The organism is Enterococcus sp. B2E4 (genome assembly GCF_030499455.1).
Classification (GTDB): domain Bacteria; phylum Bacillota; class Bacilli; order Lactobacillales; family Enterococcaceae; genus Enterococcus_D; species Enterococcus_D casseliflavus.
Genome location: NZ_JAUKPK010000011.1, coordinates 99,026 through 115,779 on the forward strand (window position 1 = coordinate 99,026; position 16,754 = coordinate 115,779).

General features: G+C 42.8%; 15 protein-coding genes. 8 read left to right on the forward strand and 7 right to left on the reverse strand.

The annotated features are described in order from the left end of the window. The first annotated feature begins 30 nt into the window (after positions 1 to 30). Both Q1X33_RS08565 and Q1X33_RS08570 read left to right on the forward strand, forming a co-directional pair. On the forward strand, positions 31 to 4,380 hold the full coding sequence (locus tag Q1X33_RS08565) for a PolC-type DNA polymerase III (protein WP_118215486.1): 4,350 nt from the start codon (positions 31 to 33) through the stop codon (positions 4,378 to 4,380). A gap of 251 nt (positions 4,381 to 4,631) precedes the next feature. After that, a complete protein-coding gene (locus Q1X33_RS08570) occupies positions 4,632 to 5,234 on the forward strand; it encodes a helix-turn-helix domain-containing protein (protein WP_005229442.1) in 603 nt (200 codons plus the stop codon). Positions 5,235 to 5,380: 146 nt separating this feature from the next. Here Q1X33_RS08570 and Q1X33_RS08575 read toward each other — a convergent pair whose 3' ends face one another. From Q1X33_RS08575 to Q1X33_RS08585, 3 genes are all read right to left on the reverse strand, one after another. Then, positions 5,381 to 6,322, reverse strand: coding sequence for an AEC family transporter (locus tag Q1X33_RS08575; RefSeq protein WP_005229444.1), 942 nt, complete (start codon positions 6,320 to 6,322; stop codon positions 5,381 to 5,383). A 106-nt stretch (positions 6,323 to 6,428) separates the two neighbouring features. Next, complete coding sequence (gene yidC, locus Q1X33_RS08580) at positions 6,429 to 7,358, reverse strand: membrane protein insertase YidC (protein ID WP_010749323.1); 930 nt, start codon at positions 7,356 to 7,358, stop codon at positions 6,429 to 6,431. A gap of 124 nt (positions 7,359 to 7,482) precedes the next feature. After that, entirely contained in the window at positions 7,483 to 7,761 is a 279-nt protein-coding gene (locus tag Q1X33_RS08585) for an acylphosphatase (RefSeq protein ID WP_005229448.1), read from the reverse strand. 95 nt (positions 7,762 to 7,856) lie between these two features. Between Q1X33_RS08585 and Q1X33_RS08590 the strand changes: the two genes are divergently transcribed. Both Q1X33_RS08590 and Q1X33_RS08595 read left to right on the forward strand, forming a co-directional pair. Continuing rightward, entirely contained in the window at positions 7,857 to 8,618 is a 762-nt protein-coding gene (locus tag Q1X33_RS08590) for an RNA methyltransferase (RefSeq protein ID WP_015510047.1), read from the forward strand. Positions 8,619 to 8,741: 123 nt separating this feature from the next. Continuing rightward, entirely contained in the window at positions 8,742 to 9,251 is a 510-nt protein-coding gene (locus tag Q1X33_RS08595) for an HD domain-containing protein (RefSeq protein ID WP_005229452.1), read from the forward strand. 48 nt (positions 9,252 to 9,299) lie between these two features. Here the strand turns inward: Q1X33_RS08595 and Q1X33_RS08600 are convergent, their stop codons facing one another. Then, positions 9,300 to 10,499: a YdcF family protein gene (locus Q1X33_RS08600; RefSeq protein ID WP_010749326.1), complete on the reverse strand. Its 1,200-nt coding sequence runs from the start codon at positions 10,497 to 10,499 to the stop codon at positions 9,300 to 9,302. 124 nt (positions 10,500 to 10,623) lie between these two features. Between Q1X33_RS08600 and Q1X33_RS08605 the strand changes: the two genes are divergently transcribed. Continuing rightward, positions 10,624 to 11,136 (forward strand): GyrI-like domain-containing protein, encoded by a 513-nt coding sequence (locus tag Q1X33_RS08605; RefSeq protein ID WP_010749327.1) that lies wholly within the window; start codon positions 10,624 to 10,626, stop codon positions 11,134 to 11,136. 53 nt (positions 11,137 to 11,189) lie between these two features. Here the strand turns inward: Q1X33_RS08605 and Q1X33_RS08610 are convergent, their stop codons facing one another. The 3 genes from Q1X33_RS08610 to Q1X33_RS08620 form a co-directional block, all read right to left on the reverse strand. Further along, the gene (locus Q1X33_RS08610) at positions 11,190 to 12,524 is read right to left on the reverse strand and encodes a serine hydrolase (protein ID WP_010749328.1); all 1,335 of its coding nucleotides are present in this window, start codon (positions 12,522 to 12,524) and stop codon (positions 11,190 to 11,192) included. A gap of 245 nt (positions 12,525 to 12,769) precedes the next feature. Then, entirely contained in the window at positions 12,770 to 12,934 is a 165-nt protein-coding gene (locus Q1X33_RS08615) for a hypothetical protein (RefSeq protein WP_005229460.1), read from the reverse strand. Positions 12,935 to 13,148: 214 nt separating this feature from the next. Beyond that, positions 13,149 to 13,493 carry a DUF4828 domain-containing protein gene (locus Q1X33_RS08620; RefSeq protein WP_005229462.1) on the reverse strand — a complete coding sequence of 115 codons (345 nt, stop codon included), beginning with the start codon at positions 13,491 to 13,493 and terminating at the stop codon, positions 13,149 to 13,151. A 183-nt stretch (positions 13,494 to 13,676) separates the two neighbouring features. Here Q1X33_RS08620 and sfsA point away from each other — a divergent pair, with 183 nt between their 5' ends. The 3 genes from sfsA to Q1X33_RS08635 are packed head-to-tail and all read left to right on the forward strand — an operon-like array spanning position 13,677 to position 16,711. After that, entirely contained in the window at positions 13,677 to 14,402 is a 726-nt protein-coding gene (sfsA, locus tag Q1X33_RS08625; protein ID WP_005229464.1) for a DNA/RNA nuclease SfsA, read from the forward strand. 18 nt (positions 14,403 to 14,420) lie between these two features. Then, positions 14,421 to 15,422: a Gfo/Idh/MocA family protein gene (locus Q1X33_RS08630; RefSeq protein ID WP_005229465.1), complete on the forward strand. Its 1,002-nt coding sequence runs from the start codon at positions 14,421 to 14,423 to the stop codon at positions 15,420 to 15,422. A gap of 14 nt (positions 15,423 to 15,436) precedes the next feature. Beyond that, a complete protein-coding gene (locus Q1X33_RS08635; RefSeq protein ID WP_005229467.1) occupies positions 15,437 to 16,711 on the forward strand; it encodes a DEAD/DEAH box helicase in 1,275 nt (424 codons plus the stop codon). Positions 16,712 to 16,754: the final 43 nt, after the last annotated feature.

Here is a 16,754-nt window from a genome sequence, read left to right on the forward strand (position 1 = left end):
AGTGAGTACTGAGAAAAGGAGGATCTTCAATTGTCAAAAGAAAGAGAGACCTTTGAGATATTATTAGACCAAATTGCAGCTGCCCCAAATCTTCGGCAGCATCCGTTGATGCAGACTGCCCAAATCAAACAAGTGACCGTGCATCGACAATCAAAAGCGTGGACGTTTTATTTCCAATTTGAACGTTTATTACCGGTGATGGTGTATCAGTCCTTTAAACAACATATTGAATTGGCGTTTAAAGAGATTGCGGAAGTTCGTATCATCATTGAAGCTCAAGATGGTTCCTTTGATGAGCAATTCATTCAAGAATATTGGCCATTAGCGTTAGCCAATCAAAATTGTGATCGACCATTGGTTCATCAAGTGATCAAAAACCAAATGCCTGTGCTGCAAGAGAACAAAGTGATTTTGCCAGTCAACAATGATGCGGTCATCACGATTTTGCAGCAGCAGTACTTGCCGATCATTGAGGAAAATTATAGTACCTTCGGCTTTCAAAAATTTCGGATCTTGCCGCAGCTAGACCAAGAGCAAGCGGAGGCGGCCTTAAAAGAACTTGAAGCACGCAAGGAAGAGCAAACAGCAGCGTTCCAACAACAAGCTGCTGAGAACTTAATGGCGCACGAGCAACGCAAAAAAGAAGTCAAAACAGTCGAATTTGACGGACCAATCGCCTTGGGACGTAATATTCCTGCCGATGAACCTGTGACACCGATGATCAATATCATCGAGGAAGAACGCCGAGTTACGATCCAAGGGTATGTCTTTGATAAAGAAGTCCGCGAATTGCGTTCAAAACGGAAGATTTTGATCTTGAAAATCACCGACTATACGTCATCGTTTAGTGTGAAAAAATTCTCCAACAATGAAAAAGATGAACAAGTTTTTGATGCCATCACCAAAGGTAGTTGGGTCAAAGTACGCGGTAGCGTCCAAGAAGATACCTTCATGCGAGATCTCGTTATGAATGCGCAAGATTTGCTGGAAGTCAAACACGAAGACCGCAAAGACTATGCACCTGAAGGCGAGAAACGGGTCGAACTCCACCTGCATTCCAATATGAGTACGATGGATGCCACCAACAACGTGGCGGATTTTGTCGCTCAAGCAGGCAAATGGGGCCATAAGGCGATTGCGATCACCGATCATAGTGGAGCGCAAGGGTTCCCTGATGCCCATCATGCAGGAGAAAAAGCTGGTGTTAAAATTCTTTACGGTGTGGAAGCCAATATCGTGGATGACGGCGTAGCGGTTGCCTACAATCCTCAGCCTGTTCCACTGACCGATGCTACTTATATCGTGTTTGACGTGGAGACCACTGGGTTGTCTGCAGTATACGACACCATCATTGAGTTGGCTGCTGTGCGGATGCATAAAGGCAACGTGGAGGCATCCTTTGATGAATTTATCGATCCAGGTCATCCCTTATCGCGAACGACCGTAGAACTGACGGGAATCACCGATGAAATGGTTCGCGGATCAAAATCAGAAGAAGAAGTCTTACGTTTGTTCCGTGAGTTTTCTGAAGGAGCCATTTTAGTTGCCCACAATGCGTCATTTGATATGGGCTTCTTAAATACCAGTTATCGAAAATACGGTATTCCAGAAGCGGAAAATCCCGTCATTGATACATTGGAACTCGCTCGTTATTTGTATCCAGAGTTTAAGCGATTCGGTTTAGGTGTCCTTTCCAAAAAATTCGGTGTCAGCTTAGAACAACATCACCGAGCGATCTACGATGCGGAGGCAACCGGTCATTTAGCATGGATCTTTGTCAAAGAAGCAATGGAAAAACATGAGATGCTGCTGCACGAAGAGTTGAACCGACACGTGGGGGGCGAGAACTCCTACAAAGCCGCTCGACCTTTCCATGCCACGATCTTGGCTCGAACACAGGCAGGATTGAAGAATTTATTCAAGCTGATCTCGATGTCGAATGTGAAGTACTTCCATGATAAAGTCCCACGAATCCCACGTTCAGAATTGGTGAAATTGCGGGAAGGATTGTTAGTCGGAACCGCCTGTGATAAAGGAGAAGTCTTTGTCGCAATGATGCAAAAAGGGGTCGATGCAGCACGAGAACTTGCCAAGTTTTATGACTACATCGAAGTCATGCCCAAAGCAGTTTATGCCCATCTTTTGGAAACGGAACTCGTGAAAAGTGAAAAAGACCTAGAAGACATCATTCGGAATCTGGTAAAAATGGGGGAAGAGTTAGGGAAAATCGTTGTGGCTACTGGGAATGCCCATTACCTAAACGAAGAAGACGCCATTTATCGCAAGGTCTTGATCAATTCAATGGGAGGCGCCAATCCGTTGAATCGTCATAGCCTACCAGACGTGCACTTCCGTACTACGGATGAGATGCTGACCGCTTTTCAATTTTTAGGTCCAGAAGCGGCGAAAGAAATCGTGGTGACGAACCCGAATAAAATCGCCGATCTTTGTGAAAAAGTCATTCCGGTAAAAGATGATCTGTATACACCAAAGATTCCCGGATCAGAACAAGAGATCACCGACTTAAGTTACAACCGTGCCAAAGAGTTATACGGCGATCCGTTACCAGAGATCGTGGAAAAACGTTTGAAAAAAGAGCTTGATTCGATCATTGGGAACGGCTTTTCCGTGATCTATTTGATCTCACAAAAACTCGTTCATAAAAGCAATGAAGACGGCTATCTAGTAGGGTCACGGGGATCAGTCGGTTCTAGTTTCGTGGCAACCATGACGGGGATCACTGAGGTCAATCCATTAGCTCCTCATTATTATTGTCCCGATTGCCAGTATTCGGAGTTTTACGAAGACGGTTCGTATGGTTCTGGTTATGATATGCCAGAGAAAAAATGTCCAAAATGCGGAACCCGTCTGAACAAAGATGGCCACGATATTCCCTTTGAAACGTTCCTTGGTTTCCACGGCGATAAAGTACCCGATATCGATTTGAACTTCTCAGGGGAATATCAGCCAGAAGCCCATAACTATACGAAAGTACTCTTCGGTGAAGAATACGTCTATCGTGCAGGAACGATCGGTACCGTAGCCGACAAAACAGCCTTTGGTTTCGTAAAAGGCTTTGAGCGCGATCATAATCTTCATTATCGAGCAGCCGAAGTCGATCGCCTGGCAAAAGGTGCCACAGGCGTCAAACGGACGACTGGTCAGCATCCGGGGGGGATCATCGTTATTCCCGACTATATGGATGTCTATGATTTCACCCCGATCCAATACCCAGCGGATGATCAAAATGCGGAGTGGAAAACGACCCACTTTGATTTCCATTCGATTCATGACAATATCTTGAAACTGGATATCCTCGGACACGATGATCCGACAGTCATTCGGATGCTGCAGGATCTATCAGGCATCGATCCAAAAACGATCCCCACCGATGATCCAGAAGTGATGCGTATTTTTGGTGGCACGGATGTGTTAGGCGTGACCGAAGAGCAAATCTATTCGAAAACCGGTACATTAGGCATCCCGGAATTTGGTACCCGCTTTGTGCGGGGGATGCTGGATCAAACCCATCCATCGACCTTTGCTGAACTCCTGCAGATCTCTGGTCTTTCCCATGGTACCGATGTATGGTTGGGCAATGCGGAAGAATTGATCCGTCGCGGAGATGCCAGCCTAGCGGAAGTAATCGGCTGTCGGGATGATATCATGGTGTATTTGATCCACGCTGGCTTAGATGACGGCATGGCCTTTAAAATCATGGAAACGGTCCGTAAAGGACAATGGAACAAGATCCCTGACGACTTGCGGGATACTTACTTGCAAGCGATGCGGGAGAACAATGTCCCAGAATGGTATATCGATTCTTGTTCGAAGATCAAGTACATGTTCCCGAAAGCCCATGCGGCGGCGTATGTCTTGATGGCGTTGCGGGTGGCTTACTTTAAAGTGTACTTCCCAATTCTCTATTACTGTGCTTATTTCTCTGTCCGAGCAGACGATTTTGATTTGATTGCCATGTCAAAAGGAAAAGACGCCGTAAAAGAACGGATGCAAGAAATCACTGACAAAGGATTGGATGCGTCAACGAAAGAAAAGAATCTGTTGACGGTTCTGGAGTTAGCCAATGAAATGCTGGAGCGCGGTTATGAATTTGGGATGATCGATCTGTATAAATCCGATGCAGAAAACTTCGTGATCGACGGGAAAAAATTGATCGCACCGTTCCGAGCAGTACCGAGTTTAGGGCTGAACGTAGCGAAACAAATCGTGGAAGCACGAAAAGATGGTCCCTTCTTATCGAAAGAAGACCTCGCCAATCGCGGGAAAGTTTCTAAGACATTGATTGAATACATGACGGATAACGGTGTTCTAAAAGATCTACCAGATGAAAATCAGTTGTCGTTGTTCGATATGTTGTAAGCCAACGGCTGCTCACTTAAAAAAAATAAGCCCATCATCGCAGCATCTAGTATAGCTAGTTTCTGCTTGATGGGCTTTTTTTGTCTTGTGTATGAAAGGGGTGAACAAAGAAGGTCACTATTTTTACAGGCTTTAGGCAGTTATCAAGGATGTCACGAAATGTGGCAATCGTCAATGCTTCATTTTCGCAACAAAAGAGAAGGGATTTTGTGTTTTAATATAAGAAAAGAAAAGATCAGAAGGAGGAAAAAATGGCATTCCATCAGATGATAAAAGAAAGAAGAAAACAATTAGGAATGACGCAAGAAGAGTTAGCGAAAGAATTGAATGTCAGTCGCTCAGCGATTTCAAACTGGGAGATTGGAAGAAATTACCCGGATATCACTACATTGATCGAGCTAGCTCAAATGTATCAAGTTTCTTTGGATGAATTGTTTTATGATGATATCGATCTAGTAAATAAATTCGCTGAAGACAACAAGAAGAAAGAGCAGCTAAAGAAAGTCAATAAGCTTTTGGTCTTCTTGTTACTTATCGGCGTCAGTTCGATCATCTATTTATTTTTGACGAGGAAACCTGAAATTGTTTTTGCCCATGAAAGCGTCGCTAATCATTTCCCGATGACAAATTTCAAAGAAGAGGAAATAAAGCGAGTAGAGGTGAAAAAGGACAAACTTTATCTCACAGTAGATCATCCACAAAACATCGCCTATTATATCGAATCCAATAAGGATGAATTGCAGGTTAATCTGTATCAAAGTAAGCAATCAAAAATCGACGAACGCATTTCCATTGAAGGACGGATTGAAATCGACCTAAGCAGCCACAATCTGACGAAAATCAGAAAAATCTGATCTATAGTGAAAAATCATAAGGGGAGTTGCCGCTCGGACAGCGAATCAATCGAACCTTTACCATACAAAGAGAAGAAAAATACTCGTTACCGAAAGAAGCGAATGCCTTTGGTAACGAGTATTTTTCGACAAAGTTCGTTAACTAGCTAAAAAAAGAAAAAAAGCAAAACAGGCAGATACACCATGTACAGTAAGACGGAATAGCCCAGACAAGAAGTTGCAAATTCTTCATCCCCTTGATAGTTTCTCACAAGAATTGGGACAGAGTTTTGGACGGGCATGGAGGCTTGGATAATAAACACAGAAAGCATCAATTCAGGAACAGGGATGATCCTGCTTAATAGCCATACCACGAGGGGCGAAAGAACGAAGCGACCAAACAGGACACCAGCAATGTCTTTGGTCATTCGCAAGTTCTTGAGCCCGCCAAAGTACACGATGATCCCGATAATAAACATTGATAGAGGCGTCGTTAAATCTGCTAGGTAGCTTCCAAGTCCATCAACAAAGGAGGGCAGTGGGAATGTGAACAGCATCCAGATCAAGCCGATAATGAAACCAATCAAGGCTGGCGAAAAAATCTTTTTTAGCATGACCAATGGATGAAAGGAAATGCGGGCTTCGCCGAAATCGGGGTTATCTTTTGCTAACTCAAAAATACCGATGGTCCAAAATAATGTCGTATTTACGATGTAGTACAACAACACATAGGGAACGGCTTTTTCACCAAAAATGGCTAAATTGATCGGTAAGCCGATGAAGATCGTATTGGAAAAGGTAAACATGGCGGAAAATGCCCCTTGGTGTTTGGTTTCAACTTGCGCGAAACGGCGCCATAAATAACCGGCGAAGTAAGTGATCATCATGGAAAGCAAAGGGATGATCATCCCGGAAACTAATGAGAGAAACTCGTCTTTCGTAAAGTTTTTAATGATCGTCAAAAACATATTGGCAGGTAATGAGACATTTAACACCAGTTTTGAAAACGTGTCGGCGGTTCGATTAGAAAACCATTGTTTGTAAGACAACCAATAACCGATAAACATGAGACTGAAAATGACAAAAATATTGATATATGCTTGAAACATGCGCTCACCTCTCATTTACTATAGCGAAAGGCAATAGAAGAAGCAACTGATTCCCATTTGAAAACAACAAAAAACCAAACCGCCCAATGAGCGATTTGGTCAAGAATTACTTCCGTTGCTGCTTGCCAGCGTTACGACCTTTTCCGTTAGGCTTTGTCGTGTTCAACGCTTTTTTGACAGCTTCTGTTTTTTCAGGCGTTACGTCTTTACGAGGCGTAACTACCGTTTTAGGCGGATTTGCTTTCATTTCCGCTTCGACTTGGGCACGAATTTTTGGTTTCATGATGACATTCGTGATAAACGTTTGGATACAACTGAAGACCCCACCAACTACCCAGTAGAGTGTCACACCAGCTGGTGCACTCATGGACATGAAAACGATCATCAATGGAGAAACGATCAACATGGTTTTCATCGTTTTTTTCTGTTCTTCGGGAATCCCGATGGTTGAGATATATCCTTGTGCCAAGTAGGAAAGACCAGCAATCGCCACAAAGAGGATGCTTGGGTCGCCTAAAGATACGCCAAAGAATTCAGAGTTTTGGATTCCTTGTGTGTAACGAGCGGTGAAATAAAGAGCAGAGAAAATCGGCATCTGAATCAGCAAAGGGAGACATCCGATACCGCCAAACATACTGACGTTGTTTTCAGAGTAAATTTTTTGCATCTCCGCTTGCGCTTGCATTTGTTCTTCCCGAGTGGTTGCTTTTTTCAAATTGGCTTGTGCAATATCCACTTGAGGTTTCAGAAACTGCATTTTTTCACTTTGAACCATCGTTTTTCGAGACTGATGGATCCCTAATGGTAAGATAATGACACGGACAACGATCGTTACGGCGATGATCGCCCAGCCGTAAGACCAGTTGAAGTTTTCTACGAGCATCGTGATCATATCCCCTAATGGTTTCACCAAAAAGCGATAAATCATTCCTGTTTCTTTCGGCGTACCATCAGCATTGGTACTGACACAGCCTGATAATGCTAATAACAGGCCAAATAATCCTGATGAAAGCAGCCATTTATTCATTTTAGACATTCTATTCTTCCTCTTCACAATAAATTTAGACAAAAATAACTATACTAAAAAAGACCGACTATTTCAATGTACAAAGAGAAATTCATTGAAAAATCAATCTTTCGACTTAGAAAACATTCAATTGTTAATAGTACACTACATCAAAACTCCTACGCTCTTTGATAGCATCGTCTGGTTGGACGTCGATCTGATTTACTTTCCCAGCGGGTGAAGGAGAATCCTTAACCCCAGCAACAAAGGCATCGATGGCTTTGTCATCGCCAAATGCTTCAATCGAAACAGAACCATCCGCTTCGTTTTTTACAGATCCGGTGACGCCCAACTGATCGGCAAGCATTTTTGTGGTATAACGAAAGCCGACGCCTTGGACACGTCCTTGCACATGGATTCGTAGTTTCTTCATGGACAATCCCTCCTCTGCTTTATATGATAGCGTTTTTTCAGTAAAAGAACAAGTTAGATCGATTGACTCATGCTATAATGAATCGAGGTGACAAGATGAAAGAAATTCAATCGAAAAAAAATACCTTTATCAAGGAAATCAAAAAACTAACACAAAAAAAACATCGGACACAAACCAATAGCTATTTGATCGATGGCTGGCATTTGGTGCAAGAAGCATTGCATGCACAAGTACCCATCAAAGCATTGTTGGTGACCCCGCGAGGGTTAAGTGAAGCCAACGGGCAACTCGATGATTATCAGGAAGAAAGCTATTTGATCACAGAGGAGATCGCAGCGATGCTTTCTGATTTGCCAACACCACAAGGGATTTTTGCCGTGGTGGAAAAGCAAGAACAAGACTTACAGACACTGACGGGCAATTGGCTGATTTTAGATAATGTGCAAGATCCTGGAAACGTTGGCACCATGATTCGAACAGCGGATGCCGCTGGATTCAGCGGGGTTTTTCTCGGCGAAGGAACAGCCGATCTCTACAGCACCAAAGTCTTGCGCAGCATGCAAGGTAGCAACTATCATCTGCCGATCGTAGAAGGAGCGATCCCGCCATTTCTAAAGCAGCTGCAGGCAGCTGGCGTGGCGATTTATGGCACCGAGTTAAACAAAGAAGCAGTCCCTTATACCGAGCTTCCTAAAGGACAAGCGGCTGCCTTCATTTTAGGCAACGAGGGGCAAGGGGTCAATCAGGAACTGTTGGCATTGACCGATAAAAATCTATATATTCCTATCTATGGTCAGGCGGAATCATTGAATGTCGCCATTGCGGCAGGTATTTTGATGTATTTTGCTGTCAGCTAGATTTTTAAGGAACTGTTAAACTATTTGAATCTATTGCACCTCACCTAGAAACTTGCAGGAATAGGTGCTATACTTTGTCTTGTAACAATCAAGCAGATCAAAAAAGGTGGCAGACAAAAATTTATGACAGAAAAATGGCAAGAAGATAGCGAATATATGTCTTACGTGGCTGACCTGTTAGAAACAGAAGCTGTAAAAAAATTAGCCAATTTTGTGCAGCATATGAACTCCACACGTTTGGAACATTCGATCAGCGTCTCTTATTATAGTTACAAATTGGCCAAGAAATGGGGCGGCGATGCTCGTGCAACAGCTCGTGCAGGACTCCTTCATGATTTATTTTATTACGATTGGCGTACTACAAAGTTTGACGAAGGTACCCATGCGTACATGCATCCACGAATCGCAGTAAAAAATGCCGAAAAAATCACTGAACTTAGTGATCTTGAAAAAGATATCATCTTGAAACATATGTGGGGAGCAACGATTGCACCGCCACGCTATAAAGAAAGCTATATCGTCACGATGGTGGACAAATATTGTGCGATCAAAGAAGCATCAGAACCCCTTACAGACAGCATGAAAGAAAAATGGCAACAACGCTTCTGGAAGAAACATCGCACGATTCAATAAGAAAAAAGTTCTTCGAACCAACTGGTTCAAAGAACTTTTTTTGTTTGTTTAGCCAAAAATAAGTTGGAGGATCGCTGCTCCTGCATAGAGAATCAGTAAGGTGATCAATACCGTTAAATGTCGTCTTTTGTGCATAAAAAGTATTGCCACAAATTCTCTTAAAAAGGCATTCGGTAAATAGTAAAAGGCAGTAGGTGCTCCGATACCATCCGCTTTAAGTTGGGCTTGATCTGCATAGAGACCAGCACGAAAAATATGGTAATTGTTTGAGGCAAAGATTGCTTTGTAGCCGTTTGGCTTAAGCGAATCCATGATTTCTTTCGAAAATTTCATGTTTTCATAAGTAGTCGTGGAATTTGTTTCCACTAAAATCTCACCTTCTGGTACGCCTTGGGCAATCGCATATTCTTTCATAGCAACAGCTTCCGGCAGCTGCTCATCGCTTCCTTGTCCGCCTGACATCAGTAATCGAGGCGCGGTTTTTTTCGCTTTAAATTGCGATTCGTAGAACGAGATCGCTGTATTGATGCGTTTTGCCAATAAAGGGGAGACCGTGGTGCCATTCAAAAGGCCTGCACCTAAGACGATGATAAAGTCCTGATTATAGCGAGGATGGTTGAACTGATAAATGACTGAAATGGATAAAAAGTTCAAAAAGACTACAAACAGATACAAAAGACTTAGGGGAACAATGCCGAATAAGGTTCGGATCCAATCTGGGAAAAAGTGCAAAAGGGTATCTGAAAATAGTAAAACGGTCAAAACCACCGCTAAGATCAGGGTTAACAAATTGGCGATCGATCGCGATTCTCTTCGTAGTACGATAATGGAATTCCAGTAAAGAAAGACCACGAGTGTTGCCAAACCGAATAATAGTACAGCAACGAAGATTGCCAGTAATACAGCGAGTAGACCACCTACGAGTATGTCTTGGGTTCGGTATAAATTAATGACTAAGTAGCCACCAAAAGCCAGCACGAACAAATTAAAAAGTAAGCCATTTATGAGTTGGTGCTTGTTGCGCCGATAAGAAAATAAAAAAAGGCCGGCGAAGGCGACGGGTATCAAAATAAAGAAACTACCTGTCCGTAATTCTGAGACAGCTAAATAAATCAGCAGGGCTAAGATCGTCCAACAACATTCAAAAAAGAAAATATCCGGATCATCTTTTTTCTTGCGCCATTTTTGAACGACGATCACGCCCGACACATAGCTGATGGCAAAAATCAGCAATTGCGTAAAATCCATGTTTTTCACTCCTTTAACGATACACTTAGTATACCGAAAAATGGCAGAAATTGCTTGTTGCTAAGGTCAAAGTTGCTGAATTTCTTGCAATTCGCTAAAATGAAGTAAAGAAGGAGGAAGGAACATGCAATTAGGTGAAGTGATTCGCGTCGAACGACCCGCTTTTTATGTGATTGGAAAAGAGGGCAAGGGGTTAGCAGAAGAAGGTGCTTCTTGGGTACCAGCGCTTTGGGAACTTGCAACAAAGGATTTTGAAGAGATCGAATTTCTCGTAAGTGATCAAAAGGCAGAAGAACTGGAATTTTGGGGCTTGATGAGTGATGGCACCAATTGGTTAGAGCCTTGGCAAGAAACCGGTCGCTACTTGGCAGGCGTTCAAGTCCAGACAGAAAATTTTCCTCCTGTCGGTTGGGTCCGTTGGGAAATGCCCGCAATGACCTATCTCGTTGTAAAAACGGATGAAAAAAACTTAACGATGATGACTGAAAAAATGCTGATGGAAGTTTTACCAGAAAACAACGTCCAGTTGTCAGCAGCCATTCAAGAAAGGTATCTTCCTCATTTTAAGGAGGGGGAAGTTGAATTGTTTTTCCCTGTGGAGCCATTGGCAACAGCAACGGTGGAAACAGTAGAATAAAAAAAATCTGTCCGAGAAGCAGTCTTTGCTTCGGACAGATTTTTTCGTTTAGGTTAAAAAAGATTACTGAAAAAGTTGGACACGCCGCGCCAAGCACGAACAAAGATGTTGGCTTTTTCCACTGTTTGTGTTGTGATCAATCCTGCAGTCTCGTCATGATCGGAATCATCAATATAACCAAGCGTATCAGCTGGAATCGAAGCACTTACGGTACCGACTTCTGTGCCTTCAGTCAATGGCGCTTGCAGGGCAGAATCACGATAATGCTCATTAAAGTCAATGGTTGTTTCAAAGGCTGTGGCATCCATATCTCCACGTACCCATAAGGTCAAACCTTGATTTAAGGCAACGGGCACACTCAATTCTTTCCCATCTTTGACTGCAACCGTCTGGGTATCTTCTAGTTGCGCATTTTCTGGTAAAATCTCTACTTGTTCCCAAGCGTCAAACGAGTAATCCATCAAACGGCCTGTTTCAATAAAACGAACACTAGGATTTTCTGCATGACCATTGACATTTAGCACCACGGTGATGATTCGTTGGCCATCTTTAACGGCGGTTCCGACAAAGCAGGCGCCTGCCATATCTGTCGTACCAGTCTTCAGACCGTCGACACCATCTTTCGTATTCGTAAAACCTGGAAGCATCCAGTTCCAATTGACCATCTCGACAGGCGAATAGGAACCTTCACCAAATTGTTTCGTTGAAAGGCTGGTTACTTCCAAAACATCTGGAAAGTCTTGTAACAAATGACGGGCAATCAATGCCACATCTTTTGCGGATAGTTCGTTTTCATCAGTGGAAGTTGATCCTGGGTAAATATTTTCCCCAAGATAAGCATTGTTTAAGCCAGAAGCATTGACGATCTTTGCATCGGTGATGCCCCATGATTGCACTTTTTCTTGCATTAAATCCACAAAGGCACTTTCAGACCCAGCAATCAGCTCCGCGAGCGCGACGATTGCAGCATTTGCAGATTGGATATAACTGGCATCATACAAATCTTTTACTGTATAGGTAACGTCTTGATGCAAAGGGACATTTGATAAGTTAGGGGACACGCTGAGATTTGCGGCATAATCGGAAATCGGCACAGGATCATCCCAAGCGATCGTTCCTTGTTCTACTTGCTCAGCGACAAGGTAGAGACTGATGATCTTGGTGATGGAGGCAATACCCATGGCTGTCTCGCCATCTTGATCATACAACACTTTCCCTGTGTCAAAATCAATGGAGTAGGCGGCTTTGGCGTCAATCGAAAAATCTTGGATCTCTTCGATGCTCATTGCTGTATCATCAGCATATGAAACGAGGGGGATGCCGACAGCAGCAAAGAGGATTGCCAAAGCAGCAACGAAGGAATACCCGAACTTGGTTATTTTCTGCATATATGTAGTAGCTCCTTTTAAGTTGTATCTAAGCAAAAATTTTAACAAAGAGTATCCGCTGTTGCAATACTCTAAGAGAAAACTTAGCATTTAATTGCAGGAAGGCCGCTCAAAGGGGGAATGGGCGTTGTTAAACCATTTCAAACTAGAAGACCTAAGGGCAACAGACAGCAAAAAAAACTTGCCTTCCTATTTAATAAAGAAGACAAGTTTTTCTGAATTGACATCGGGTCAAACGATTTCACTTAGCGACGATTGGAATGGATTCTCGGGTTTTGGTTTTGGGCTCTGACGGGAACTTTCACTGCTCTCGTTTCTTGTTGCATGGCCAATTTTGCTAAAAAGAATGTCCCAGCTAGTAACGCAGCTAAAGCAAAGATGGAAAAGAGTGAAATAAAGGTCGTTAACATAAAAATCCCTTCTTTCTGTTTAAAATAAATGTGGAAGGTAGGAATCGAACCTACACCTTAATCTATGAACGATCAAACATCACTCAACGGAACACCTTGTTCAACCACTTGTTAAGTTAATGATAGCATGGATTGCCAGGAAATGCTGATAAAAAGTCTGAGAATTGACCGAAGAAAATGTGAAGAAAACATGAACTCGATCTTCTCATGTCCCTTAGGTGATTTTTGTCAAAGAATAGTGGCAATCTTCTGCTTCATCATATAAAGTAATAACGGAGCCTTTTTGTTCCAGGACTAAATGATAGCCAAATGTGTCCAGTAACACTAATCGTGTCGGAGTCAGTTCAACAATGGAAACAGGCAACGGTTTGCCTTCGATGGTCAATGAATAATCATTGGCAATTTCTAAAATGATATCTTCTTTTGTCTTTGAAGTAAAACGCCAATTTCCAATGAAATTTTGACGGTTTTCATTTTTTTGTTTTTCCTTTCGCAACAGTAAGGAGCTGACTACGCCCGTTGCTAGAGATAAACCAATCAATAGAGACCTTTTCTTCATTTATACACGTCCTATCACTTACGATTCATCTAGTTGCACCTTGTGAACAAGATGCCCGCTTCTGCACACTAGAAAATAATTGCCATAAGTATACCATGAGAAGGTAAAAAAGCATGGTACTTTAGTTTGAAGTTTAGAAGTTTTTATCAAAATATGCTATGATTCAAAAGAGCAGGTGAGAAAATGAATTATCCATATACCCTCTTAGCCACGTTTCTCGTTCGAGACAACCGATTCATTGCCCGATGTCTAGTCGATGGGCAAGAAGTGATCGTCCATGTGAAAAATACGGGACGAGGAAAAGAACTATTGCACAAAGGGGCACTCGTGACCCTCCAATATTGGGACAATCCGAAACGTAAAACCAATTACGATTTGATCTCAGTCAAGAAAGAAGACCAATGGATCAATATTGATAGTCAAGTACCCAATCGGTTAGGCTATGAAGGCCTTTTGGATGGCACGATCCAGTTGCCAAATATCAAAGGGAAAATTGCCCTCTTGCGGCGTGAAGTCGTCTATGGGATGTCTAAGTTTGATCTTTATTTTGAAACAGACGAACAAGAAAAAGGGTTTATAGAAATTAAAGGGATGACACTTGAAAACAAGCAAATCGGCGCTTTCCCAGATGCGCCAACGATTCGCGGCTTGAAACACGTCAATGAATTGATCCATGCCAAAGAAGCCGGCTATTATGCGGCGGTTTTGTTCATGATCCAATTTGAAGTGGTGCAAATCGCCACGATCCATCGACAGATGCAGCTGGATCTGGCTGATAAGATCGCTGAAGCGCAAAGCAAAGGGGTCGAAGTGTTTGCGTATAATTGCCAGGTAAACCAAGGGATGATCGAGGTCAAAGAACCGATCCCTTTTGATTTGAACGTCGAATTTGACGACCCCAATCTATAGAAGAAAGAAGGAAAACACATGATTCATTTAGGGATTATCGGCACAAATTGGATCACCGATCAATTTGTACAAGCAGCCCACGAAACCAAACGGTATCAATTGGTAGCCGTATACTCAAGGAAATTAGCCACAGCGCAACGCTTTGGGGAAAAATACGGGGACATCGAATATGCGACCGATTTGGACACTTTTTTTGGCTTAGCTCATATGGACACGGTCTATATCGCGTCTCCGAATAGTTTGCACTTTGAACAAGCCAAGCAAGGGATTTTAGCAGGAAAAAATGTCATTGTGGAGAAGCCAGCCTTTTCAACGCCTGAGGAAATGGCGGAGATCATCGAATTGGCAAATCAGCAACAGGTATTATTTTTTGAAGCAGCTCGCAACATCCATGAAGCAAGTTTTTCTACTGTAGCCGAATTCTTACCGACACGCGGTGCCATTCTTGGGGCGAACTTTTCTTATATGAAATACTCGTCTCGTTATGACGCTGTACTAGCTGGGGAGGAACCAAATATCTTTTCTCCACATTTTTCTGGCGGAGCTTTAGCGGATTTGGGTGTGTATCCAGTATATGCGGCGGTCGCTTGGTTTGGTAAACCGCAGGACGTTCATTATTTTGCGCGCAAAATACCGACCGGTGTAGATGGTATCGGGACTGCTGTGCTACGCTATGCTGATTTTGATGTTACGATCCAAACAGGCAAAATCGCTGATTCAGAGTTACGATCAGAAATTTATTTTGAAGACGGGACATTAGATTTGAATGCCGTCAATGCTATTGAAGAAGCAGCATTTTTTGAACGCCAAACAAAACAAACGCATCCATTAGCAGTCGCTGCTTTAGACAATCCGATGATCGAAGAAGCGCAAGATTTTGCAGACATCATTGAAAACAAAGATGATCCTAAACAAGGACAACGCTATGAGGAATGGGTGGAACTTGCCCGCAGTGTCAATGAAACCGTCTCTTTGATGCGTAAGCAGGCCGACATCATTTTTGATGCAGATAAAAAATAAGGAATGGAACATTTATGACAGTATTTGAATTGACACAATTGCCAGACGTCTGGCAGGAAAAATGGCAAGCGGCTGGGTATCACGCACCGTCCTTGATCCAAGAAAAAACCTTTGGTCCTTTAAAAGACGGCGCGTCTGTCATAGGAATCTCACCGACCGGTTCAGGTAAAACGTTGGCGTATCTCTTACCATTGTTAACCAAGGTTGAAAAAAAGCAAGGCAATCAGCTGTTGATTTTGACTTCTTCACAAGAATTAGCGATGCAAGTCACAGAAGTAGCACGGGAATGGGCCCAAGCCATTGGTTTGACCGTTCTGCCGCTAATTGGCGGCGCAAGTACAAAACGCCAAGTGGAAAAACTAAAAGACAAACCCGAGGTCTTGATCGGTACTCCAGGCCGAGTGTTAGAATTGATCAAAGCCAAAAAAATCAAGACCCAGCAGCTGCAATCGTTGGTATTGGATGAGGTTGACCAATTATTGAAAGAAGGGGCCTTCACCCTGGCAGCCAAGATCAATCAAACATTACCAAAACAAATCCAGCGTAGTTTCTTTTCAGCAACCGCGAACGAAGTGATCGATGAGATTCGACCATTCGTGTCAAAAGAGCCGCTGATCATTGATGTTACCCAAGAAGATCAGAGCAAAGGTGTCATCCATCATTACTATTTGAACTATCCGCAACGACGAATCGTGGATGCTTTAAGACGCTTTGCTCATTTACCAAACTTTCAAGCCTTGGTTTTCTTCAATGAATTAAGCACAATGGGGAATGCGGAAGAAAAGCTATTGTTTCATGGCTTGCCGGTGGCATCTCTGGCATCTGATCAAAACAAACTTGCACGAAAAGGTGCATTAGAGAGCTTTCGTCAAGGAAAACTAGTGGAACTATTGACGACTGATGTCGCTTCTCGTGGCTTAGATGTCGTGGATCTGCCTTACGTGATCAATACAGAAGTCCCTTTAGAAAAAGAATCCTATTTACACCGGGCAGGACGCGTTGGGAGAATGGGCAAAGAAGGAACCGTCATCACGATTGTTCAAGACCATTCGTTGAAGGATTTGAAAAAAATCGCGAATCAGTTGTCCATAGAACTCAAAGAAGTTTATCTGCATGGGGGACAGTTACACACAGAAGCACCTGTTGTCGAAAAAGAAAGCAAGAAAGAAACGAAAACAGCAAGTGTGCAGAAAATTTCCAAGAAAACGCCTGAAAAATTACACACTCCTGTCAAAAAGAGCAAGAAAAAGACGAAAAAGCAAAAAGACAAAGGAAAAAGACGCCATTGAGCGTCTTTTTGTGTTACCATTAACGTTGTTTATTATTAGTGTG

Excerpts from the sequence above, each read along its gene's own strand:
- Q1X33_RS08570 (WP_005229442.1), top strand. The coding sequence starts at position 4,632 with ATGGCATTCCATCAGATGATAAAAGAAAGAAGAAAACAATTAGGAATG.
- Q1X33_RS08575 (WP_005229444.1), bottom strand. The coding sequence starts at position 6,322 with ATGTTTCAAGCATATATCAATATTTTTGTCATTTTCAGTCTCATGTTT.
- yidC (WP_010749323.1), bottom strand. The coding sequence starts at position 7,358 with ATGTCTAAAATGAATAAATGGCTGCTTTCATCAGGATTATTTGGCCTG.
- Q1X33_RS08585 (WP_005229448.1), bottom strand. The coding sequence starts at position 7,761 with ATGAAGAAACTACGAATCCATGTGCAAGGACGTGTCCAAGGCGTCGGC.
- Q1X33_RS08590 (WP_015510047.1), top strand. The coding sequence starts at position 7,857 with ATGAAAGAAATTCAATCGAAAAAAAATACCTTTATCAAGGAAATCAAA.
- Q1X33_RS08595 (WP_005229452.1), top strand. The coding sequence starts at position 8,742 with ATGACAGAAAAATGGCAAGAAGATAGCGAATATATGTCTTACGTGGCT.
- Q1X33_RS08600 (WP_010749326.1), bottom strand. The coding sequence starts at position 10,499 with ATGGATTTTACGCAATTGCTGATTTTTGCCATCAGCTATGTGTCGGGC.
- Q1X33_RS08605 (WP_010749327.1), top strand. The coding sequence starts at position 10,624 with ATGCAATTAGGTGAAGTGATTCGCGTCGAACGACCCGCTTTTTATGTG.
- Q1X33_RS08610 (WP_010749328.1), bottom strand. The coding sequence starts at position 12,524 with ATGCAGAAAATAACCAAGTTCGGGTATTCCTTCGTTGCTGCTTTGGCA.
- Q1X33_RS08615 (WP_005229460.1), bottom strand. The coding sequence starts at position 12,934 with ATGTTAACGACCTTTATTTCACTCTTTTCCATCTTTGCTTTAGCTGCG.
- Q1X33_RS08620 (WP_005229462.1), bottom strand. The coding sequence starts at position 13,493 with ATGAAGAAAAGGTCTCTATTGATTGGTTTATCTCTAGCAACGGGCGTA.
- sfsA (WP_005229464.1), top strand. The coding sequence starts at position 13,677 with ATGAATTATCCATATACCCTCTTAGCCACGTTTCTCGTTCGAGACAAC.
- Q1X33_RS08630 (WP_005229465.1), top strand. The coding sequence starts at position 14,421 with ATGATTCATTTAGGGATTATCGGCACAAATTGGATCACCGATCAATTT.
- Q1X33_RS08635 (WP_005229467.1), top strand. The coding sequence starts at position 15,437 with ATGACAGTATTTGAATTGACACAATTGCCAGACGTCTGGCAGGAAAAA.